General features: G+C 71.6%; 21 protein-coding genes and 1 pseudogene. 11 read left to right on the top strand and 11 right to left on the bottom strand.

Annotation, left to right across the window (positions count from 1 at the left end; all coding sequences use genetic code 11):
- Positions 1-6: 6 nt before the first annotated feature.
- The 3 genes from AC3CF1_RS29920 to AC3CF1_RS29930 all read right to left on the bottom strand — a co-directional run bounded on the left by AC3CF1_RS29920 (position 7) and on the right by AC3CF1_RS29930 (position 2,721).
- On the bottom strand, positions 7-1,137 hold the full coding sequence (locus AC3CF1_RS29920; RefSeq protein WP_488451784.1) for a hypothetical protein: 1,131 nt from the start codon (positions 1,135-1,137) through the stop codon (positions 7-9).
- A 235-nt stretch (positions 1,138-1,372) separates the two neighbouring features.
- A complete protein-coding gene (locus AC3CF1_RS29925; protein WP_488451785.1) occupies positions 1,373-2,017 on the bottom strand; it encodes a hypothetical protein in 645 nt (214 codons plus the stop codon).
- 125 nt (positions 2,018-2,142) lie between these two features.
- Positions 2,143-2,721, bottom strand: a complete 579-nt coding sequence (locus AC3CF1_RS29930) for a TetR/AcrR family transcriptional regulator (RefSeq protein ID WP_488451786.1) — start codon at positions 2,719-2,721, stop codon at positions 2,143-2,145.
- A gap of 113 nt (positions 2,722-2,834) precedes the next feature.
- Between AC3CF1_RS29930 and AC3CF1_RS29935 the strand changes: the two genes are divergently transcribed.
- Positions 2,835-3,554, top strand: coding sequence for an MBL fold metallo-hydrolase (locus AC3CF1_RS29935; RefSeq protein WP_088947273.1), 720 nt, complete (start codon positions 2,835-2,837; stop codon positions 3,552-3,554).
- A gap of 9 nt (positions 3,555-3,563) precedes the next feature.
- Here AC3CF1_RS29935 and AC3CF1_RS29940 read toward each other — a convergent pair whose 3' ends face one another.
- On the bottom strand, positions 3,564-6,077 hold the full coding sequence (locus tag AC3CF1_RS29940; RefSeq protein WP_354980517.1) for a DEAD/DEAH box helicase: 2,514 nt from the start codon (positions 6,075-6,077) through the stop codon (positions 3,564-3,566).
- 103 nt (positions 6,078-6,180) lie between these two features.
- A complete protein-coding gene (gene trmB, locus AC3CF1_RS29945) occupies positions 6,181-6,888 on the bottom strand; it encodes a tRNA (guanosine(46)-N7)-methyltransferase TrmB (protein WP_406085032.1) in 708 nt (235 codons plus the stop codon).
- Between the two features lie 130 nt (positions 6,889-7,018).
- Here trmB and AC3CF1_RS29950 point away from each other — a divergent pair.
- Together AC3CF1_RS29950 and AC3CF1_RS29955 are read left to right on the top strand one after the other, a co-directional pair.
- Positions 7,019-7,647 (top strand): annotated as a pseudogene (locus tag AC3CF1_RS29950) (hypothetical protein).
- 325 nt (positions 7,648-7,972) lie between these two features.
- Positions 7,973-8,638 carry a class F sortase gene (locus tag AC3CF1_RS29955; RefSeq protein ID WP_488451787.1) on the top strand — a complete coding sequence of 222 codons (666 nt, stop codon included), beginning with the start codon at positions 7,973-7,975 and terminating at the stop codon, positions 8,636-8,638.
- Positions 8,639-8,719: 81 nt separating this feature from the next.
- Here the strand turns inward: AC3CF1_RS29955 and AC3CF1_RS29960 are convergent, their stop codons facing one another.
- The 4 genes from AC3CF1_RS29960 to AC3CF1_RS29975 form a co-directional block, all read right to left on the bottom strand.
- On the bottom strand, positions 8,720-9,595 hold the full coding sequence (locus AC3CF1_RS29960; RefSeq protein ID WP_488451788.1) for an alpha/beta fold hydrolase: 876 nt from the start codon (positions 9,593-9,595) through the stop codon (positions 8,720-8,722).
- A gap of 177 nt (positions 9,596-9,772) precedes the next feature.
- Positions 9,773-10,090, bottom strand: a complete 318-nt coding sequence (locus AC3CF1_RS29965; RefSeq protein WP_088947279.1) for an antibiotic biosynthesis monooxygenase family protein — start codon at positions 10,088-10,090, stop codon at positions 9,773-9,775.
- A gap of 17 nt (positions 10,091-10,107) precedes the next feature.
- A complete protein-coding gene (locus AC3CF1_RS29970) occupies positions 10,108-10,905 on the bottom strand; it encodes an exodeoxyribonuclease III (protein ID WP_088951605.1) in 798 nt (265 codons plus the stop codon).
- Between the two features lie 37 nt (positions 10,906-10,942).
- The gene (locus AC3CF1_RS29975) at positions 10,943-11,863 is read right to left on the bottom strand and encodes a proteasome assembly chaperone family protein (protein ID WP_088947280.1); all 921 of its coding nucleotides are present in this window, start codon (positions 11,861-11,863) and stop codon (positions 10,943-10,945) included.
- A 419-nt stretch (positions 11,864-12,282) separates the two neighbouring features.
- Here AC3CF1_RS29975 and AC3CF1_RS29980 point away from each other — a divergent pair, with 419 nt between their 5' ends.
- The 3 genes from AC3CF1_RS29980 to AC3CF1_RS29990 all read left to right on the top strand — a co-directional run bounded on the left by AC3CF1_RS29980 (position 12,283) and on the right by AC3CF1_RS29990 (position 14,201).
- Positions 12,283-13,143, top strand: coding sequence for a peptidase M23 (locus AC3CF1_RS29980; RefSeq protein ID WP_088947281.1), 861 nt, complete (start codon positions 12,283-12,285; stop codon positions 13,141-13,143).
- A gap of 106 nt (positions 13,144-13,249) precedes the next feature.
- Positions 13,250-13,396, top strand: coding sequence for a hypothetical protein (locus tag AC3CF1_RS29985; protein WP_172861992.1), 147 nt, complete (start codon positions 13,250-13,252; stop codon positions 13,394-13,396).
- Positions 13,397-13,445: 49 nt separating this feature from the next.
- Positions 13,446-14,201, top strand: coding sequence for an EcsC family protein (locus AC3CF1_RS29990; protein ID WP_088947282.1), 756 nt, complete (start codon positions 13,446-13,448; stop codon positions 14,199-14,201).
- A gap of 33 nt (positions 14,202-14,234) precedes the next feature.
- Here AC3CF1_RS29990 and AC3CF1_RS29995 read toward each other — a convergent pair whose 3' ends face one another.
- Together AC3CF1_RS29995 and AC3CF1_RS30000 are read right to left on the bottom strand one after the other, a co-directional pair.
- On the bottom strand, positions 14,235-15,086 hold the full coding sequence (locus tag AC3CF1_RS29995) for a GDSL-type esterase/lipase family protein (RefSeq protein WP_327643497.1): 852 nt from the start codon (positions 15,084-15,086) through the stop codon (positions 14,235-14,237).
- A 116-nt stretch (positions 15,087-15,202) separates the two neighbouring features.
- On the bottom strand, positions 15,203-15,805 hold the full coding sequence (locus tag AC3CF1_RS30000) for an antibiotic biosynthesis monooxygenase (RefSeq protein ID WP_488451789.1): 603 nt from the start codon (positions 15,803-15,805) through the stop codon (positions 15,203-15,205).
- 178 nt (positions 15,806-15,983) lie between these two features.
- On the opposite strand from AC3CF1_RS30000, the gene AC3CF1_RS30005 reads away from it, so the two are divergent.
- From AC3CF1_RS30005 to AC3CF1_RS30025, 5 genes are read left to right on the top strand one after another with little or no spacing between them, the layout of a single operon-like run.
- Positions 15,984-16,247 carry a DUF6343 family protein gene (locus tag AC3CF1_RS30005; RefSeq protein WP_088947285.1) on the top strand — a complete coding sequence of 88 codons (264 nt, stop codon included), beginning with the start codon at positions 15,984-15,986 and terminating at the stop codon, positions 16,245-16,247.
- Between the two features lie 12 nt (positions 16,248-16,259).
- Positions 16,260-17,675 carry an NADP-dependent succinic semialdehyde dehydrogenase gene (locus AC3CF1_RS30010; RefSeq protein WP_210793132.1) on the top strand — a complete coding sequence of 472 codons (1,416 nt, stop codon included), beginning with the start codon at positions 16,260-16,262 and terminating at the stop codon, positions 17,673-17,675.
- Positions 17,676-17,727: 52 nt separating this feature from the next.
- Positions 17,728-18,693 (top strand): TIGR03885 family FMN-dependent LLM class oxidoreductase, encoded by a 966-nt coding sequence (locus tag AC3CF1_RS30015; protein WP_099852050.1) that lies wholly within the window; start codon positions 17,728-17,730, stop codon positions 18,691-18,693.
- A gap of 38 nt (positions 18,694-18,731) precedes the next feature.
- Positions 18,732-20,303 carry a Na+/H+ antiporter gene (locus AC3CF1_RS30020; protein ID WP_354980521.1) on the top strand — a complete coding sequence of 524 codons (1,572 nt, stop codon included), beginning with the start codon at positions 18,732-18,734 and terminating at the stop codon, positions 20,301-20,303.
- Complete coding sequence (locus tag AC3CF1_RS30025; RefSeq protein ID WP_088947289.1) at positions 20,300-20,557, top strand: UBP-type zinc finger domain-containing protein; 258 nt, start codon at positions 20,300-20,302, stop codon at positions 20,555-20,557. The genes AC3CF1_RS30020 and AC3CF1_RS30025 overlap by 4 nt, the downstream gene beginning before the upstream one ends.
- Positions 20,558-20,559 lie beyond the last annotated feature (2 nt).

The following is a 20,559-nucleotide window of genomic DNA, read 5'->3' on the forward strand; positions in this document are numbered from 1 at the left end:
AACCCCTCAGCGCCCGCGCGCCGCAAGCCCCGCGCCCGCGCACCGCAAGCCCCGCGCTCCGCGCGTCGCAAGCCCCGCGCTCCGCGCGCGCCCACCCCAAGATCCGCGCAACTTCGGTGAAAGTGCTGCCTCACGAACTGGTGAGACAGCAAGATCCCTGAAACTGCGCGGATCTTGGCGTGTGTGGGTGTGGGGGTGGGGCGGGGTGTGGGTGGGGGTGTTCATGTGGTTCTGGGGCCGGGGGTCAGCGGGAGCGGGACCGGAGGGCTTGACGGAGTTCGGCGAGGAAGCCGTCGAAGTCCTCGCGGAACCGTTTCGCGGTGACGTGCAGGACGATCCAGTCCTCGCCGAGCAGGCTTTGAGGCGGCGGCGGTCCCGGTGGAACTGCTCGGGATCGTCGTGCCACAGGCCGTCATACTCGACGGCGACCTTGAGATGTGGCCACGCAAGATCGAGGCGGGCCACGAACCTTCCGTCTCGCTCGACGACGAACTGGGTCACGGGCGCCTGCACCCCGGCGAGCACGATCCGCACCCGCAGCCGCGACTCCGGGGCTGATTCGGCGCCGGCGTCGGCCAGCTCAGCTACCCGCATCATCCGTCTCCAGCCTCGGTTGCCGGCTCTCGACCGGGAGCCTGCGCGAAGCTCAGGGATCACCACCAGCCGTTGGCTGGCGAGGCGGTCCACGATGGCGACAGCCTCCTCGGTCGGCAGCCACTGGGCCAGGTCCCAACATGTGCGGGTCGGCGTGGTCAGCGGAATGCCCTGACGTATCGCGATGTCGGTCGCGGTGATCTCGCTGGCGTGCACGACGAGCCCCGAAACCGGACCGAACCGCTGAGCGGCGGGCACGAGCACGTCGAGGGGCTCGTGATCGGCAACCGATGCCGCGCCGTAGAGCGCCGCCGCACTGCGACCAGCGATCACCACACCCGGTGGCAGTACCCAGCGCACCGCGGCGGCGCAACGAGTGCGATGGGTGACCTCCAGTCGGGCATCCGCGTAGACGTCGCGGAACAGTGGGCGCCATGCCCGGCTGCGCAGCTCCGTTCGGGTGAGCAGGCCTTGGGCAACGACACGGGAGCCGCGAAAGACGCGCCCCTGGAGGCTCGCAGGCCGTCGTGGGGAAACAGGCATGACGACACCTTGACCGGCAGAGGTGTGCGCCTGCAGCCCCTGTGGATAACCCCCGGGCTGGGTCCTGAACACCCCAGATCCGCGCAACTTCGCTGTTCTTGCTGCCTCCTCACGACGTGAGACAGCAGCATCCCCGAAGTTGCGCGGATCTTGGGCGGATAGAGCGCGGCGGGCGGGTTGGGGGTTGGGGGCTTGGGGTTGGGGTTGGGGTTGGGGTTGGGGTGGTGGGGTGGGGTTAGGCGGCGGTGCCCCAGATGGCGCGGAAGGCGGCGGCTTCGCCGGACAGCCAGCGCTCGATCTGGTCGGGCTTGGCGTCGCTGGGCATGCGGTGGGCCTGGCCACGACGGATGTCGACCAGGATCGGCTCTGCGTGGGGGAGAACCGCGTCCATGTGCCGGGCCATCAGGTGCAGGGTGGCGAGCACCGATTCCTCACTCGGTGGGGCCTCGTCGAAGTGCAGCCGGACCGCTTCGGCGCGGCCGTCGGCGTGGCGTACGCCGAAGTGGGGGTTGATCTTGACCGGTAGGTCACCCAGCATCGCCAGGGCATCACGGGTCTGGGCGAGGTCGACGGCTGCCGGATCGCCGAGGGAGTGCAGCCAGGCCGTGGCGCCGGGGACGAGCGCCTGGTAGAGCGGGCGCCAGCGTGGCTTGACCACGTCGACCACGCCGGTCAGGTGCGTGCCACCGGTGTGGAAGGCGATGTCGGCCTTGAGCGCCTTGACGAACTGGCCGTGTGGGTTGAAGCCGGACCTGCTGGCGCGCTGCTTGCGCAGCCCGCCCACGAAGGTCGCCTTGGTGGGGCCGGTGCGGTCGACGTAGCGGGTGAAACCGAGCAGTGTGGCGTAGGGGGTGAGGGGCGTGGAGGCGGGCACTGTCACGAGCGTCCTCCCAGGTCAGGAACTCGATTAGTACATACATTCTAATCGACGGGTCTGACATCGCCCAGCGAATCCGGGGTCCGGAGATGTGCGGTTTCCGGAGGACCTGCGCTGCCGGCCGGCCCTCACTCGGCGCGGGGTGTGTCCAGGGTCGTCAGGGCGGCGGTCAGGCGGTCGATCCCGAACGCGAAGGCCTCGTCGAGGTCGCCACCGAGGTTGAAGGCACCCGCCAGTTCCATGCTGATGAAGCCGTTCGCCCAGGCGGTGAACAGGCGCGCGGCCGACAGGGCGTGCTCGGGCCCGGCGAGTTCCGCGGCGAGGCGCAGGGCGGGGGCGCTCGCCCGGGTGAGGATGTCGAGGCTGGGCCTGGTGTCCGCGGGGCCGGTGGCGAAGATCAGGTGGTAGCCCGCGGGTTGGGCGTGGGCGAACGCGCGGAAGGCGTGGGCCAGCTCGGCGAGGTCTCGGCCGGGATCGCCGCTGCCGGCTACGGCGCTGAGCTGCTCGCCGAGGTCGTGCACTGCTGCTTCGGTGACGAGCCGGATGAGGTCGTCGCGGTTGCGGACCCGTTTGTACAGCGAGGGGGCGCGGACGCCGACCCGCTGGGCGACCGCCTGCATGGTCAGGCCCGGAAGCCCTTCGGACTCCAGGATTTGGCGGGCGGCCGCGACGATGTCGACGAGGGACGTCCGGTCGGGAGTCGGCATGCGGTGTTCCTTCCGGGGGTGGGCGACGTTCGTCACCCATCATAGCTATGGCCCTTAGGTATCATGGCTATGTATCGTAGCTATCAGGGAACGACATCACCTCGGAGGAAGTCATGAAGCTCGGGCCGCACCTGCACCGCATCGGCAACGACATCGTCGCCGCGTACCTCGTCGAGACCGACGAGGGCGTGACCGTCGTGGACGCCGGCCTCTCCGGTCACTGGCCGGAGCTGCTGGCGGAGTTGTCCGCCATGGGTCGCTCGCTCGCCGACGTCCGAGGTCTGATCCTCACCCACGGCGACACCGACCACATCGGCTTCGCCGAGCGGCTCCGGCGCGACCACGGCGTACCGGTCTACGTGCACGAGGCGGACGCCGCCCGAGCCCGCGGCGAGGTCAAGTCAAAGGCGCCCTTCGGGACCTTCAAGGTGGGTGCCGTGGCCAGCTTCCTGATGTACGCGGGCCGCAAGGGTGGGCTGCGCACGACGTACCTCAGCGAGGTGATCACCGTGCGGGACGGTCAGGTGCTCGACCTGCCCGGCGCTCCGCGCGTCATCGGGATGCCCGGCCACTCGCCGGGCAGCATCGCCGTGCACGTGCCGATCGCCGACGCCGTGTTCGTCGGCGACGCGCTCACCACCCGACACGTGCTGACCGGCCGGTCGGGCCCGCAGCCGGCGCCGTTCACCGACGACCCGGCCCTGGCGCTCGCCTCGCTGGCCCGCATCGAGGACCTGCGGGCGACGTGGATCCTCCCCGGCCACGGCACCCCCTGGAACGAGGGTGCCGTCGAGGCGGTGCGCCGGATCAAGGCTGCCGCCCAGGCCGGGTGATGGCGGGCGTCAGAGCTGGCCGACGTCCGTGATCCGGACGACCGCGGCGCCGACCTCGTCGGAGGCCACCAGGTCGATCTCGGCGCTGATGCCCCAGTCGTGGTCGCCGTTGGGGTCGTCGAAGCTCTGCCGGACGGTCCACCGCTCCCGTCCCTGCTCGATCATGAGCAGTGCCGGCCCTCGGGCGTCCGGCCCGACGCCGATCGAGTCGTACTCCTCGAAGTACGGCGCGAGCGCCTCGGCCCACGCGTCGTAGTCCCAGCCGTCCTCGGCGTCCAACTCGGCGAGCAGGTCCCAGCGGCGCAGCGCGGCCAGCTCGACGCGGCGGAACAGCGCGTTGCGCACCAGCACCCGGAACGCCCGCGCGTTGCGCGTCACCGCCGGCGGCCGGTCGGTCAGCGCGGCGTGCGCCAGGGCCACCTCGGCCACGTCCGACGGGTTGCGCAGCCGCTCCCACTCGTCGATGAGGCTGGAGTCGACCTGGCGGACCAGCTCGCCCAACCACTCGATGAGGTCGATCAGCTCCTCGGTCTTGGCGTCCTCGGGCACGGTCTGCCGCAACGTCTTGTACGCGTCGGCAAGGTAGCGCAGGACCAGGCCTTCCGAGCGGGTCAGCCCGTAGAACTGCACGTACTCGGTGAAGGTCATGGCCCGCTCGTACATGTCGCGGACGACGGCCTTGGGGGAGAGCTGGTGGTCGGCGACCCAGGGGTGCCCCTGCCGGTACATCTCGTACGCGGCTTCCAGCAGCTCCGCGAGGGGCTTCGGGTGGGTCACCTCGTCGAGCAGTTCGAGGCGGGCCTCGTACTCGATGCCCTCTGCCTTCATCGCGGCGACCGCCTCGCCGCGCGCCTTGAACTGCTGCGCGGACAGGATCTGCCGGGGGTCGTCGAGGATGGACTCGACCACGCTCAGCACGTCGAGCGCGTACGACGGGGACTCGGCGTCGAGCAGCTCGATCGTGGCCAGGGCCAGAGGCGAGAGTGGCTGGTTGAGGGCGAAGTCGAGCTGGAGGTCAACGGTGAGCCGGATCCGCCGGCCGGTCTCGTCCGGCTCGGGCAGCTCCTCGACCACCCCACCGGCGCGCAGCGCCCGGTAGATCGCGATGGCCCGGCGGATGTGCCGTCGCTGGGCGGCGGGCTCCTCGTGATTGTCGGTGAGCAGGTGCCGCATCGCGGTGAACGCGTCCCCGGGCCGGCCGATGACGTTGAGCAGCATCGAGTGGCTGACCTGGAAGCTGGAGGTCAGCGGCTCCGGCTCGGCGTCGACCAGCCGGTCGAAGGTGGGCTGGCCCCAGCCGATCGAGCCCTCGGGCGGCTTCTTGCGGACCACCTTGCGCCGCTTCTTCGGGTCGTCGCCGGCCTTGGCCAGGGCCTTCTCGTTGTCGATGACGTGCTCGGGAGCTTGCACCACCACCCGGCCGATGGTGTCGTAGCCGGCCCGGCCCGCCCGCCCGGCGATCTGGTGGAACTCCCGGTTCTTGAGCAGCCGGGTACGGACCCCGTCGTACTTCGACAGGCCGGTGAACAGCACGGTGCGGATCGGCACGTTGATGCCGACGCCGAGGGTGTCGGTGCCGCAGATGACCTTGAGCAGGCCGGCCTGGGCGAGGGTCTCCACCAGTCGGCGGTACTTCGGCAGCATGCCGGCGTGGTGAACGCCGATGCCGTGCCGGACCAGCCGGGAGAGCGTCTTGCCGAAGCCGGCGGTGAACCGGAAACCACCGATCGCCTCGGCGATCATGTCCTTCTCGGCGCGGGTGCAGACGTTGACGCTGGTCAGCGCCTGGGCGCGTTCCAGTGCGGCGGCCTGGGTGAAGTGCACCACGTACACCGGGGCCTGCTTGGTCTCCAGCAGCTCCTCAAGCGTCTCGTGCAGCGGCGTCATCGCGTACGAGAAGATGAGCGGGACCGGCCGCTCCGCCGAGCGCACGACGGCGGTCGGCCGCCCGGTGCGCCGCGACAGGTCGTCGACGAACCGGGTGGTGTCCCCCAGAGTGGCGGACATCAGGATGAACTGGGCCTGCGGCAGCTCGATGATCGGCACCTGCCACGCCCAACCCCGGTCAGGCTCGGCGTAGAAGTGGAACTCGTCCATGACCACCTGGCCGACGTCGGCCTTCACACCCTCGCGCAGCGCCAGGTTCGCCAGGATCTCCGCCGTGCAGCAGATGATCGGGGCATCGGCGTTGACGCTGGCGTCGCCGGTGAGCATGCCGACGTTCTCGGCGCCGAAGACCTCGCAGAGCGCGAAGAACTTCTCCGACACCAGCGCCTTGATCGGCGCGGTGTAGAAGGTCGTCCGGCTGTCCGCGAGCGCCGCGAAGTGCGCGGCGATGGCCACCAGGCTCTTACCTGAGCCGGTCGGCGTGTTCATGATCAGGTTGGCGCCGGAGACGATCTCGATGACCGCCTCCTCCTGATGGGGGTAGAGGTCGAGGCCGCGCTCCTTCGCCCAACCGGCGAACGAGTCGAAGAGGGTGTCGGGGTCGGCGCTTCTCGGAAGCGCGGCGGTGAGCGTCATAGCCTGTCCATGGTGCCTGGATCATGCCCCGCTACGCCAACCCGGTGTCCGCCGGACCTCCGTCCGGGGCGGCGGGTCCGGGCCGCCGGTCCGGGCCGGCGCGTCACCGTCGGCGGTAGATCAGGTCGGCGACCGGCCGGCCGGCCGTGATCGCCCGCCGCTCGAACTTCGTCACCGGCCGGTGCGCCGGACGCGGCGCGAAGCCGCCGTACGTGTCCACCAACCCCGGGTCCGCCTCCAGGGTCTCCCGCATCGACTCGGCGTACTCGGCCCAGTCGGTCGCGCAGTGCAGCGTGCCGCCGGGCCGCAGCCGGGACCGCAGCAGCGCCACGTGCGCCGGCTGGATGATCCGCCGCTTGTGGTGGCGGGTCTTCGGCCACGGGTCGGGGAAGAAGATGTGTACGGCGTCCAGCACGCCCTCGGGCAAGCCGTTGACCAGGGACAACGCGTCGCCCTCCGCCACCCGTACGTTGCGCAGGCCACCGCGCTCCACCAGGTCGAGCAGGTTGGCGATTCCCGGCGTGTGCACCTCGACCGCCAGATAATCTCGATCCGGGTCGGCGGCAGCCATCGCGGCGGTGCTGTCGCCCATGCCCGAGCCGATCTCCAGCACCACCGGCGCCCGGCGACCGAACAGGTCGGCCAGGTCGACGGGCACGACCGGTCCGTCCGGCACATCCAGGCCGTACGCGGGCCAGAGCCGGCCCAGCGCATCGGTCTGCCGGTCGCTCATCCGACCCCGACGGGGGTGGAACGTGCGGATCGTCCGGCTCGTGGGCGGGACGGCGGGGTCATGGTCGGTGGCGGTCACAGCGACCCGAGCGTACGCGACGCCGTCGACGGATCGGGTGTGATGTGCGACCGGAAATGAGAGGATCCAACTGGTACGGCAGGTCGGGTGCTCCGCTGCCCGACACGGCCGCGCGGCGTCGAGAGGGGGCATCGTGACAGTGACCCGTGGCGGCGTGACCCTGTCGGTGCTGGCCGTGCTCGTCGGGCCCCTGCTGGCCGCCGCTCCCGCGCTCGCCGCTCCGGCACCGGTCGCCTCGGTGCTCGCCGCTCCTGCTCCCGTTGCTCGGGTGCTCGCCGCTCCCGCGCCGCAGCCCGAAGGCCCGCCGGGTGGCACGTCCCAGCCATCGCCGGTGGACATCTTCGTCGAGGTGAGCCCCAGCACGGTGCAGCCCGGCTACCTGGTCGGCATCCGCGCCAGTTGTCGGGACAACTCGGTGGGCGCGACAGTCGTCTCCGACGCCTTCGGCGCGGTCGGCGTGCAGCCGCAGCGCGGGGTGCTGACCGCCGCGCCGATGGTGCGCGATCGCACTCGCCCCGGCAACTACCGGGTCAAGTTGGAGTGCCGCGACGGCGAAACTGCCTCGACCATGCTCCAGGTGGTCAAGAAGGTGCCGTCCCAGCCCAGTCGCGGCCCGGCCACCGGCTTCGGCGGGGCGCCGGCGGGATGACCGGCAAGCTGCTGCTGCCCGGCGGCGCGGCGCTGACCATCACCGGCCTGATCCTCGCCGTGACGGCGCTACGCCGGCCGCGCCCGGTCCACGGCGCTACGCGGCGCTGAGCCTGCCATGGCGATCTTCCGCCCCCCGTCGCCGCCGGCCGGTCCCCGCCAGCCCGGCGCTTCCGGCTCGCCGTCCGGTCCGCGCCCGTCTCCCGGTCCGCGCCCGTCTCCCGGTGGGCGCCCGTCTCCTGGTGGGCGTCCGTCGCCCGGTGTCGGCCAGTCTTCGGGTGCCGGTCCGTCGCCGGGTGCGCGTCCGTCGCCCGGTGCTCGCCGCTCGCGGGACGATCGCTGGCCGGAGGACGACCGCCTACCGCTGGACGACCCGTGGCCGGAGGACGACCGCCTACCGCGGGACGACCGCCCGCTGGTTGTCGACCGCCCGGCGGTGGCTGCTCGCCCGCCGACCGCCGTCACGCCTCGGCGCAGCCGTCCTCCCGGTCGTAGCCCCTGGTCCGTGCCGCTGGCCGTGGTGCTGGTGCTGGCCGGGGTCTTCGCCACCGGGGCAGGGCTGGGCCGCTCGGTCGGCCCGTTCGACTTCGCCCCGGCCGGCGGCGACCAGCCGGCCCGCAGTGAGTCGGTCGGGTTGGCGGCCAGCCGCCCGGTGCGCCTGACGGTCCCGGCGATCAAGGTGGCGGCGCCGGTGGCACGCGTCGGGCAGGCACGGGACGGCTCGATCGCCGTACCGCCTCTGGAACGCCACAACGAGACAGGCTGGTACGACCGCGGGCCCACACCCGGTGAGTCCGGCCCGGCGGTGATCGTCGGGCACGTGGACACCAAGACCGGCCCGTCGGTCTTCTACGACCTGGGCAAGCTGCACCCCGGCGACCTGATCGAGGTGGCCCGGGCGGACGAGTCGGTGGTGGTGTTCCGGGTCGACACCGTCGAGCACTTCCCAAAGGACCAACTGCCCGCCGAACGGATCTACGGTCACGACGGGCCCCCCGGCCTGCGGCTGATCACCTGCGGCGGGCAGTTCATCGGGGGCCGCACCGGCTATGCCGACAACGTCATCGCCTTCGCCACCCTGCAGTCCTCCCGCAAGTCCTGATCCGACGACGCCCTTCTGCCGCGTGCCGACGTCGGCCCGTCCGCCGCGGACCGCGGTTCGCCCGACTGGCGTGCCCGAGGCTCAGCGCAGGAAGTCCAGGAGTTGGCGCGTGGTCTCCTCGGGGGCCTCCTCCGGGATGAAGTGCCCGACCGGGACGGGCTCGCCTCGTACGTCGTCGGCCCACTCCCGCCAGATCGCGAGCGGATCGTCGTAGAGCTTCGCGACCTGACCGCGTTGGCTCCAGAGAAACAGCACCGGGCAGGCGATCTTGCGGTTTCCGCGGTCCGCCTCGTCCTGCTGGTAGTCCAGCGTCGCGGCCGCGCGGAACTCCTCGCAGATCGCGTGGACCCGGGCGGGATCGCTGAACTGCCTGACGTACGCCGCCCGCACCTCGGCCGGGAAGGAGTCCTTCACCTCGGGCCAGGTGTCGAGCATGAAGTCGACGAGCACGTCGGGCGCCGCGTCGATGAACTGCTCGGGCACTGGCGCCGGTGCCGCCAGGAAGGACCAGACCCAGTAGGAGAGGCTGAACGCCTTGTCGGCGCGGTTGTAGACATCGCCGATGGGAACGACGTCCATGACCGCCAGCCGCGTGACGGCGTCCGGCTCGTCCAGCGCGAGACGGTACGCGCAGCGGGCCCCGCGATCGTGGCCGACGAGCCGGAACTGCTCGTGGCCGAGGCTCCGCATCACCTCGATCTGGTCGCGGGCGATGGCTCGCATGCCGTACGGCTCGTGATCCGCGGTGCTCGGCGGGGTGCCGCTGTCGCCCCAGCCGCGCAGGTCGGTGGCGACGACGGTGAAGTTCTCGGCGAGCCGTGGCGCGATCCGATGCCACATGAGATGCGTCTCGGGGATGCCGTGCAGCAGCAGGACCGGAGGCCCACTCCCGCCGCGACGTCCGTGGATCGTCGCGGCGGTCGTGTCGACGTCGAACTCGTCGAATCCCTCGAACATGGCCGGAATTCCCCCGCAACCTCGTGGGACCACCCGTGCCGACGGCTCGTCAGGACAGGGCGACCGATGGCCGGCTACCGCTTGGGCCGCTTCGACGTTATCAGCGGTAAAGTCCGACTCGAACGGATTCCTGCCACTGGCTCCGGCGGGTGATCCCCGACGCTGAGGGCGTGCCGCCTAGGGCTGCGGGACGTGCAGGGCCACCTCGAACTCCAAGAGGCTTGCGCCGGTCGCGACCGGGGGACGTGGCTTCTCGCCGGGCGCGGCGGCGTGGGCGGCGCGGGACGGGCCGGCGGCCCAGGCCTGATAGGCCTCCTCGGTCTCCCACCGGGTGTAGACGAAGTAGCGGGTCTCGCCAGCGACCGGCCGGAGCAGCTCGAAGCCGAGGAAGCCGGGGGAGTTCTCCACCGCGCCGGCTCGGGCGGCGAACCGCTTCTCCAACTCCGCGCCGCCGCCGGGTGGGACCTCGATTGCGTTGATCTTCACGACTGCCATCTGCCCACCCTAGCCACTCAGAACGCCTCGACCACCGGGACCAGGTCCGCGTCGACCACGATCGGCGCGTGGTCCGACGGGCCCTTGCCCTTGCGGGCCTCCCGGTCCACGTACGCCGAGCGGACCGCTCGTGCGAACGGTGCGGACGCGTACACCAGGTCGATTCTCATGCCCTTGTTCTGGTGGAACATCCCGGCCCGGTAGTCCCAGTAGGTGAAGGGGTGTGGTCCCTTCATCGGGGTGGGCACGACATCGCTGAGGCCGAGGTCACGCAGCGCGGCGAGGGCCGCCCGCTCGGCCGGGGTGACGTGCGTGGAGTGGGTGAAGACCGCCGGGTCCCAGACGTCGGCGTCGGTCGGGGCGACGTTGAAGTCGCCGCAGACCGCCAGCGGGAGCCCGCCGGCCAGCTCCGCGGCCAGCGCGTCGCGCAGTGCCGCGAACCAGGCCAACTTGTACGCGTAGTGCGGGTCGTCCGGCGTCCGGCCGTTGGGCACGTACACCGACCAGACCCGCACCCCGTCGCAGGTGGCGGAGATGGCCCGGGCCTCCGGGTCGGGAAAGCCGGGCTCACCGGCGAACCCGACCCGGACGTCGTCGAGCCCGACCCGGGACAGGATGGCGACCCCGTTCCACCGGCCGTCGCTGTGGCTGGCCACGGTGTAGCCGAGCTCGCCCACCTCGGGTGCGGGGAAGGCGCCGTCCGGGCACTTGGTTTCCTGTAGGCAGACGACGTCGGGGCCGGTGTCGGCCAGCCACTCCAGCAGTCGGGGCAGGCGGGCCTTCACCGAGTTGACGTTCCAGGTCGCCAGGCGCATGCCCCCAGCCTGCCGCATTCGCCCCCGCGACGCCCGGTCAGCTACCCGGGGTGTCGCCGGGACGGGTCTGTTCGGCCAGGAACCGCTCCAGTTCCGCGCCGAGTTCGTCGGCAGTGGGCAGCGGTCCGGCGTCCTGGGCGAGCAGGTTCTTCTCGCCCCGACCCCGGGCGAACGCGTCGTACTGCTCCTCCAGGGCCTGGACCAGGGCGGCGGCGTCGTCGGTCTGGGCGACCTGCCGGTCGATCTCCACCCGGACCACCTCGGCGGCCGAGCGCAGCCCGTCACCGGGCAGCAGCAGGCCGGTGCTGCGGGACACCGAGGTGAGCAGCACCTCGGCGGCGGCCGGGTACTCGGTCTGCGCCACGTAGTGCGGCACGTGGGCGGCGAAGCCAAGCGCGTCCCGGCCCTGCTGGCCGAGCCGGAACTCCAGCAGGTGGCCGACACTGCCGGGCACCTGGACGCGTTGCAGCCAGGGCTCGTAGCCGGCGATCAGCTCGGGGCGGGTGGCGTGCGCGGTCACGCCGGTCGGCCGGGTGTGCGGCACCGCCATCGGGATCGAGTTGAGCCCGACGGTGAGCCGGACGTCCAACCGGGCGGCGAGGCCCGCGACGGCGGCCACGAACCGCTCCCACTGCAGGTCCGGCTCGGGGCCGGTGAGCAGCAGGAACGGCGTTTCGTCGTCGTCGTGCAGCAGGTGCAGCTCCAGCTTGGGAGCGTCGATGCTCTCCCAGTGGTCCTCGACGAAGGTCATCACCGGTCGTCGGGACCGGTAGTCGAAGAGCTGGTCGACGTCGAAGGTGGCGATCGGCCGACCCTCCAGCGAGGTGAGCAGCTGCTCGCGCGCCAGCCGGCTGGCGTTGCCGGCGTCCACGAACCCGGTGAGGGCCTGGATGAGGACCGGTTGCCCGAGGTCGGGCAGATCGTCGGTGAGCTGGTAGAGCTCGTGTGGGTCGAGCACCGGTGCGGACCTCCCTGAAATGTGCCTGCGGAGTGCCGACGCGACGGAGGGCACCCGTTCGGGCAACGTACCCGCCATCCTGGTGCATTCCTGCTTCGGGCGATCCGCCGCCCGGGGGGTGGGAGCGATCGGACTAATCACCTGTTTACGCCGCCAGGCGAGCCCGGCCGACCGATCGGACGAGCCCGGTTCGGCCCAAAGGCCGAGTTTGTCGATCATGTCGGGTGGCGCGGTCGGATGTCCCGGCCTGTGACGGGCCGAGCCGGACTGCGTGCGCCGCCTGGTTGGTCCGGTACGCGAGGTACGTTCCCCGGGCAGGTCGAGCCGCCCAGGTCGTCCACCAGGATGGGCCGAATGTGTGGGAAGCGCCACGTGATCACCGTGCGTGATCAGGGTTTTCCCCTGCCTAGCCTCGGTTGATGCGTGACGACGGCACCCTCGACGACCCGTATGCCCCGAGTACCCCCACTGCCGATACGGAGGATGGCACCTCAACCGAACGGACAACCACCGCGAGTCGGCTTCGGGCGTACGCCCGGGACCTGACCGGTCGACGCCGGGCGCAGGTGGCGCTGGCGACGGGCGTGGTGTGCTGCCTCGGCCTGGCCGCCGTCGCACAGGTCCGCGACGAGTCCGCCGACGCGGCGACGCGGGAGGGGGCGATCTCCAACTCCGAGTTGGCGCAGCGCGCCGAGCAGCAGAGTGCGTCCCGTGGCCTCGACCGGGTGGCTGCCCCGAGCACCTCCGCCGCTGTTCCGTCCACCGCGGCGACCCCCGCCGACCCGGACACCAGCGCGCCGGCCCGGAAGGCCGCCCCGGCTCGCCCGACCGACCCGGCGCCCGTCGCCGGCTTGGACGAGGACCAGATGGAGAACGCGGAGGCGATCGTCCGTGCCGGCCGCAAGATGGGGGTGCCCCGGCGTGGGCTGGTGATCGCGGTGGCCACCGCCATGCAGGAGAGCAACCTCTACAACGTGGCCAGCGGCGTGCTGCCCGAGTCGCAGGACTACCCGCACCAGGGCGTTGGTTGGGACCACGACTCGGTCGGGTTGTTCCAGCAGCGTTCGAGCAGCGGTTGGGGCCCGGTGGGTCGGCTGATGGACCCCGAGTTCGCCACCCGGCAGTTCCTCGCCGCGCTGGAGCAGGTGCCCGGCTGGCAGCGGATGCGGCTCACCGACGCCGCTCAGGCGGTGCAGGTCTCCGCGTACCCCGAGCACTACCAGCAGCACGAGTGGCGGGCCACCCGGGTCGTCGACGCCATCGTGCCGACGGGGCGGTAACCTACCGCCCACTGTGGACGGTGAGGGTTGAGGCTGTCGCATCCTGGGTACATGTGTTGCGGGTTAGGGGTACACATGACAGCGGGACCATCGACAGGAGGACGCCATGTCACTGATGCAGCGAATCACCATGTTCCTGAGATCGCCGAAGGGGCAGCAGCTGGTGGAGCGAGGCCGTCGGGAGATGGCCAAGCCGGGCAACCAGCAGAAGCTCAAGGGGCTGGCGGCCCGGTTCTCCAACCGCCGCCGCTGACCGCTCCATCGGCCGCCCTGTCCGCCTTTCCCACCCCTCGGGAGACCCGGTGACCGACACCCCACCCGTCGGCGGCCAACCTGCCGCCCCTGCCCCCCAGCCGTCCGTCGGCCTGCCGACCGGGCCGGTGGACGCCCCCGAGGGTCCGCCGGCCCGTCTCTGGGACCGGATGCGCGACGATCCGCAGTACGCCCCGGAGCACCTGGCCCTTGAGGCGGTGCGCCGGCTCGGGCCGGAGGCCGCGCAGTGGGCCGTCCGGGCCCGAGCGGAACAGCCCGGGGTGTCGGCCGACGTCCTTGCCGACCAGGCGGCCCGCAAGTTCGTCAACCTGGCCCGGCTGTCCGGCGCCGTCTCCGGAGCGGCAGGGCTGCCCGGGGCCGTGATCGACGTGGGCGTCCTGGCCTGGACCCAGGCGCGGATGGTGCTGCACATCGCCGCCGCGTACGACGTCGACCCGCTGCACGGTGACCGGGCCACCGACCTGTTGGTGCTCCAGCGCGTGCACAAGGTCGCCGAGAGCGCCCGGCTGGCCCTCGGTGTGGCCGCCGGTCGGGAACGCGCCGACGCGCTCTTCGGCTCCGGCGGCCGGCGCCCGCTCGGCCGGGTCATGCTGCAACTCGGCGTCCGCCTGGCCCAGATGGCCGGTGTCCGGGCCGCCAAGCGGATGGTCGCCAAGATCATCCCAGGTGCGGCCATCGTCCTCGGCACCTGGGCCAACTCGTCCGCCACGAAGGACCTGGCGCAGCGATCCCGGGCCCTGTACCGCTCCCGCGGCGTCGCCGTCCCGGAGCCCCGCCGCCACTGACCGCCGGCCAGCCTGGTCAGCCGGCCAGCCTGGTCAGCCGGCCAGGCCGGACGAGCGCCAGGTGACCTCGGCGAGCCGGCCCTGGCCGGTGGCGTTGGGGTGGAACCAGTCCAGCGGGTTGAGCAGGTCCAGAGTGAACCGGACCTTGTGCACCGCGCCACCGTCGTGCCGGCAGCGGGAGCCGTACGCCCGGCAGGCCGCCACCAACTCGGTGTTGTACGCGTTGATCCGGTCCCGGACGGCGGCCCGGCGCGCCCGGTCGGCGGGCGCGGTCGAGGTCGCCTCGGCCAGCAGGGACGGGCAGATGCCCCGCCTCCACGCCCGTACGGCGCGGGCGTCGTCGTGCCCGACCTCCCAGAGCCGGTACAGGTCGGGGATGCTCACCACCAGCACCCGGGCCTTCGGTCGGCCGGTACGCAGCACCCGTAGGCCCCGGTCGACGTCGGCCCGGAACTGCGCCACCGGGGTCATCGCGTCCACCCCGCCCCGGCAGACGTCGTTGGCGCCGATCAGCACGGTGACGTAGTCGGCGCGGTCGCGTACCGCTGCCTGGGCCTGACCCTCCAGCGCGTCCGCGCGGGCGCCGGGACGGGCGTGGTTGTACGTCCGGTCGCGGATCGCCGAATTCTGTTCCAGCAGTCGCCGGTAGTGGCTCTCCACCCGCAGGCCGTCCCCGGTCGACCAGGAGTTGCGCTCGCATGAGGTGAGCACGAGGCAGGAGGCGAAGCCGGTGGTGATCGAGTCTCCGAGTGCGGCGATGCCGCCCGGGCCGCTCGACGGCGGAGCGCTCTTGGTGGGGCGTGGTGTCGCGGAGGTGCCGCCCTCGCAGGCCAGCGCCACCAGCGCCGCGAGACAGGCCAGGGCGGTGACCCCCCGTCGAGGCATGACATCCCCTCCCACAGCGCAGAGCGACAGCGCGGTAACTCTATGCGTAGGACGTGGTTTGCCGGGGAGGTGCTGTCGGGTATGCGGCAGAGCGCCGACGATGGCGCAGCTGGGTGCTATAAGGCCCGCCAGGGCGCGGGCTGACCGTGCAGCCACCAGTGCAGCGCCCGGGTGATCCGGGGCAGCACGAGATAGGTCATCAGCGGGGTCAGGCAGAGGGTCATCAGCAGCACCCGTGCCGCCAGCGGCACCGCGTCGAGGAAACGGCTGGTCAGCAGGGTGGCGCTGAGGCTCAGCGGAAAGAACGCCAGCCAGATCGTCACCGCCTGCTTCCACCTCGGAGGCGTGGTCGCCCCGACCGGGCCGACCGGCTCGACCGGGTCCACCGAGTGCTCAAGCGGAGGGTCGAACCAGCCCTCGATCCCGGTACGCCGCTCGACCCGGGTGTGCTCGACGATGCCCTGCGCCGAGCTGAGCCACCAGTGCCGCTGCGGCGACTCCTCCCACCGGTGCAGCGTCTCGGCGTCGGCGAAGCGGTAGAGCATGTGCCACTCCGGCGAACCGGGGCCGCTCTGCACCCAGCCGGCGCCGAGGAACCCGGGGAACGCCTCGGCCAGCGCGGTGCCGGCCCGCATCCACGCCACCATCTCGCTGGACCGTGCCGGGTCGACACGGCGGGCGATGGCGACGGTCACCGGCACGGCGAGGGTCAATGGCATGCGTCCATCCTGCGGTCGGCAGGGGCCACGACGCGAACGGATGTAATCGAGCACACCGGCGCGCTCCGGTGCCGCCCGCCCGTGCGGGCCATCGGCCGGAACCTGTCGGTGGTCGTTCGCGACCGACCGAGGTGTCCGAGGCCGGTTAACGCTGGCGATCGGGGGTAGGTCCCTGAGCATGACGAGATCGCAGCCCCGGCGCGCCCGTGGCACGGTCGGCCACGCGAACAGCGCGCTGAACCTCCGTCTCACCCTCGCCAGCTTCGGGCTGGTGATCATGGTGCTCTTCGCGGTGCTGGCATTCTGGGCCGGCATCGCCTGGCTGGGCGTCGTCTGTGCGATCTTCGCTGTGGTCGCCGTGGTCGACCTGGTCGTGATCCAGCGCCGCCGCGCCGCCCGCCGCCGCGAGGAGCCGGGCGTACGACACTCGTTGTTCGAGTGACAGGAGGACGAGATGCCCCACATCGCCACCACCAACCCCGCCACCGGCCAGGTGCTCAAGACCTATGAGGCGATGTCCACCGAGCAACTCGACGGTGCCATCGAGCGCGCCGACCTCGCGTACCAGCAGTTGCGGGAGACGACCGTCGACCAGCGCGCCCAGTGGATGAACGCCGCCGCCGACCTGCTCGACGCCGAGCGCGACGAGATCGCCCGGATCATGACCACGGAGATGGGCAAGACCTACGTGTCGGCGCAGGCCGAGGTGACGAAGTGCGCCACGGCCGCCCGCTTCTACGCCGACAAGGCCCCGGCGTTCCTCGCCGACGAGCCGGCCGACGCCGACGCCGTGAAGGCGACCCGGGCATTCATCCGCTACCAGCCGATCGGTGTGGTGCTCGCGGTGATGCCGTGGAACTTCCCGCTCTGGCAGGTGATGCGCTTCGCCGCGCCGGCGCTGATGGCCGGCAACACCGGCCTGCTCAAGCACGCCTCGAACGTGCCGCAGACCGCGCTGCTGCTGGAGGACGTGTTTCGGCGGGCCGGCTTCCCCGAGGGGGCCTTCACCACAGTGCTGGTCGGCTCGGAGGCCGTCGAGAGGATCCTCAGCGACCCCCGGGTGCGCGCCGCCACGCTCACCGGCAGCGAGCCGGCCGGCCGGTCCATCGCCCAGATCGCCGGACGGGAGCTGAAGAAGACCGTCCTCGAACTCGGCGGCAGCGACCCCTTCGTCGTGATGCCCTCGGCCGACGTGGACCGGGCCGCCGAGGTGGCCACCACGGCCCGCTGCCAGAACAACGGCCAGTCCTGCATCGCCGCGAAGCGGTTCATCGTGCACACCGACGTGTTCGACGCCTTCGCGGAGAAGTTCGCCGCGAACATGGCCGCGCTGCGGGTCGGCGACCCGATGGACCCGGACACCGACGTGGGGCCGCTGGCCAGCGAGCGGGGCCGTGACGAGGTGCACGCCCAGGTCCAGGACGCCGTGGACAACGGCGCGACGGTGCTCTGCGGTGGCGAGCTGCCAAGCGGCGACGGCTGGTTCTACCCGCCGACAGTGGTCACCGACCTCACCCCGCAGATGCGGATGTGGTCCGAGGAGGTCTTCGGCCCGGTCGCCGGCCTGTTCCGGGTCTCGTCGTACGAGGAGGCGATCGAGGTCGCCAACGGCACCAGCTTCGGGCTCGGCTCGAACGCCTGGACGCGGGACCCGGCCGAACAGGAGCGTTTCGCCACGGACCTGGACGCGGGCAACGTCTTCATCAACGGCATGACGACGTCCTACCCGGAGTTGCCGTTCGGTGGTGTGAAGAACTCCGGGTACGGGCGGGAGTTGTCGGCGCTGGGCATGCGGGAGTTTTGCAACACCAAGACGGTCTGGGTGGGTGAGGGCGCCGCCTCGGCCGGCGCCGGGGCGCACGCCGAGTAGTGCGGGGCGCGGCACGCGTCAGCCGGTGCCGTCGTGGGTAGGAAGTGTGCCCATGACGTCGTTCGGTTTTCACGCCTCGCATGAGCAGATCGGTCCACGCGCCCTGTTGGAGGCGGTGATGCACGCCGAGCGGGCCGGCTTCGACGCGGCCATGTGCTCCGACCACTTCTCGCCGTGGAGCGCCCGGCAGGGCGAGTCCGGCTTCGCCTGGTCCTGGCTGGGCTCCGCGTTGCAGGCCACCGGCATGCCGTTCGGTGTTGTCAACGCGCCCGGCCAGCGGTACCACCCGGCGATCATCGCGCAGGCGATCGGCACGCTCGGCGCGATGTACCCCGGCCGGTTCTGGGCGGCGCTGGGCACCGGTGAGGCCAGCAACGAGCACATCACCGGCGACCCGTGGCCGCGCAAGGACGTACGCGCCGCCCGGCTGCGCGAGTGCGTGGACGTGATTCGGGCGCTGTTGGCCGGCGAGGAGGTCAGCCACGACGGCCTGGTCCGGGTGGACCGGGCCCGGCTGTGGACCCGCCCGGAGCAGCCGCCCGCGTTGGTCGGCGCCGCCGTCAGCGTGGCCACCGCCCGCTGGTGCGCCGAGTGGGCGGACGGGCTGATCACCGTGAACGCGCCGAAGGCACACCTGCGCGAGATGATCGACGCGTACCGGGACGCTGGTGGGCGCGGGCCACTGCACCTGCAGGTGCACGTCTCCTGGGCGTCTGAGCAGGCGCAGGCCGAGGCCATCGCCCACGACCAGTGGCGCAGCAACGTCTTCGCCCCGCCGGTCTGCTGGGACCTGGAGACCGTCGAGCACTTCGACGTGGTCTCCGCGGACGTGCCGGCGCAGCGGGTCGCCGAGGTGGTCAACGTGTCCGCGGACCTGGGTCGGCATGTCGGCTGGTTGGAAGAGTACGTCGAACTCGGCTTCGACCAGATCGCCCTGCACCACGTCGGGCAGGAGCAGCGCGGCTTCATCGACGCGTTCGGCGCGGAGGTGCTGCCGAAGTTGCGCCCGGCTGGCTGATCGAGGGCTCAACCGACGGACCCCTAGGCTCGTACCCCATGGAAAGCCTGTTTCCGGTCGTCGTCTTCCTGGCGATCGCCACCCTGGGTGCCGCGCTGGCCCGCCGGCTCGGCCTGCTCGCGCCGATCGTGCTGGTCGTGGTCGGTCTGGCGCTCTCGTTCGTACCGGGCTTCCCGCAGGTGGAACTCGACCCCGAGCTGGTGCTGATCGGCATCCTGCCGCCGCTGCTCTACGTGGCCGCACTGGAGACCTCGGTGCCGGCGTTCAAGAACAACATCCGGCCGATCCTGCTGCTCGCGGTCGGCCTGGTGTTGTTCACCGCCTTCGTGGTCGGTCTGGTGCTGCACCTGCTGCTGCCGCAGTTGCCGTTCGCGATCTGCCTGGCCCTCGGCGCGGTGGTCGCCCCGCCGGACGCCGTGGCCGCCACGGCAGTGGCCCGGCGGGTGGGCCTGCCCCGCCGGGTCGTCACCATCCTGGAGGGGGAGAGCCTGGTCAACGACGCCACCGCGCTGGTGCTGCTGCGGGTCGCGACGATGGCCACCATCGGATCTGCCGTCGGCACGGCCGAGGTCGCCGTCGAGGTGCTGCGGGCCACCGGCGGCGGGATCCTGATCGGGGCGCTCGGCGCGTTTGTCTTCGGTTTCCTGCACCGGCGGATCACCGACCCTCTGCTGGACAACGCGCTGTCGTTGATCATCCCGTTCGCGGTGGTGTTCACCGCCGAGCACCTGCACGCCTCCGGTGTGGTCGCGGTGGTCGTCACCGGTCTGGTGCTCGGGCACAAGCTGCCGCAGTTGCTGTCGGCGGCATCCCGGTTGCAGATCGGCGCGTTCTGGCGGCTGGTCCGATTCCTGCTGGAGGGTCTGGTCTTCCTGCTGGTGGGGCTCCAGTTGCGGGAGGTGCTGCACGACCTCGACGAACCGGTCGGCTCGCTCGTCATCACCACATTCGCGGTGCTCGCCGCCGTCTTCCTGACCCGGTTCATCTGGCTCTTCCCGGCCACCTACCTGGCCCGGTTGGTGCCCCGCGTCCGCCGACGCGACCCCAGGCCGTCGCCGAAGTTGCCGATCATCATCGGCTGGGCCGGGATGCGCGGCGTGGTGACCCTGGCCGCCGCGCTCGCGTTGCCGCTGACCCTGGCCGACGGCGAGCCGTACCCCCGGGCGTTGCTCATCTGGCTGGCCTTCGCGGTGATCGTTTTCACGCTGGTCGGCCAGGGCGCCACGCTGCCGCTGGTCGCCCGTCGGTTGAAGCTGCCGCAGGACGACCCGGTACAGGACGCGCTGTCCGCGGCCGGTGTGCAGCAGCAGGCCAGCCGGGCTGCCCAGGAGCGTCTCGACGAGCTGGCCGACAGCGCACCTGACGCGGTGGTGGATCGGCTGCGCCGAGCGGTGGAGGACCGCACCAACATGGCCTGGGAACGGCTCGGTGGTACCGAGCGGGAGACCCCGTCGCAGGCGTACGGTCGGTTGCGACAAGAGATGATCGACGCCGAGCGGGATGTGTTCCGGGCTGCCCGGGACTCCGGTCGGATCCCTGAGGAGGTGCTGGTGCAGGCCTATCGTGACCTGGACCTGGAGGAGTCGTTGCTGAGGGAGGCCGGGAAATGAGCTGTCAGCACCTGACCGAGGCGGGTGCCGCCGAGGCGCGCACCCCCGACGAGTGCGAGGACTGCGTCGCCATCGGCGAGACCTACTGGGTGCACCTGCGCACCTGCCTGAGTTGTGGGCAGGTCGGCTGCTGCGACTCGTCGCCGAACCAGCACGCGAGCAAGCACTTCGCGTCCACCGGCCACCCGGTGATCCGCTCGGCGCAGCCGGGCGAGGCCTGGCGATGGTGCTTCGTCGATGAGGAGATCGGCTGACG

Source organism: Micromonospora sp. MGP-C2, from assembly GCF_057766525.1.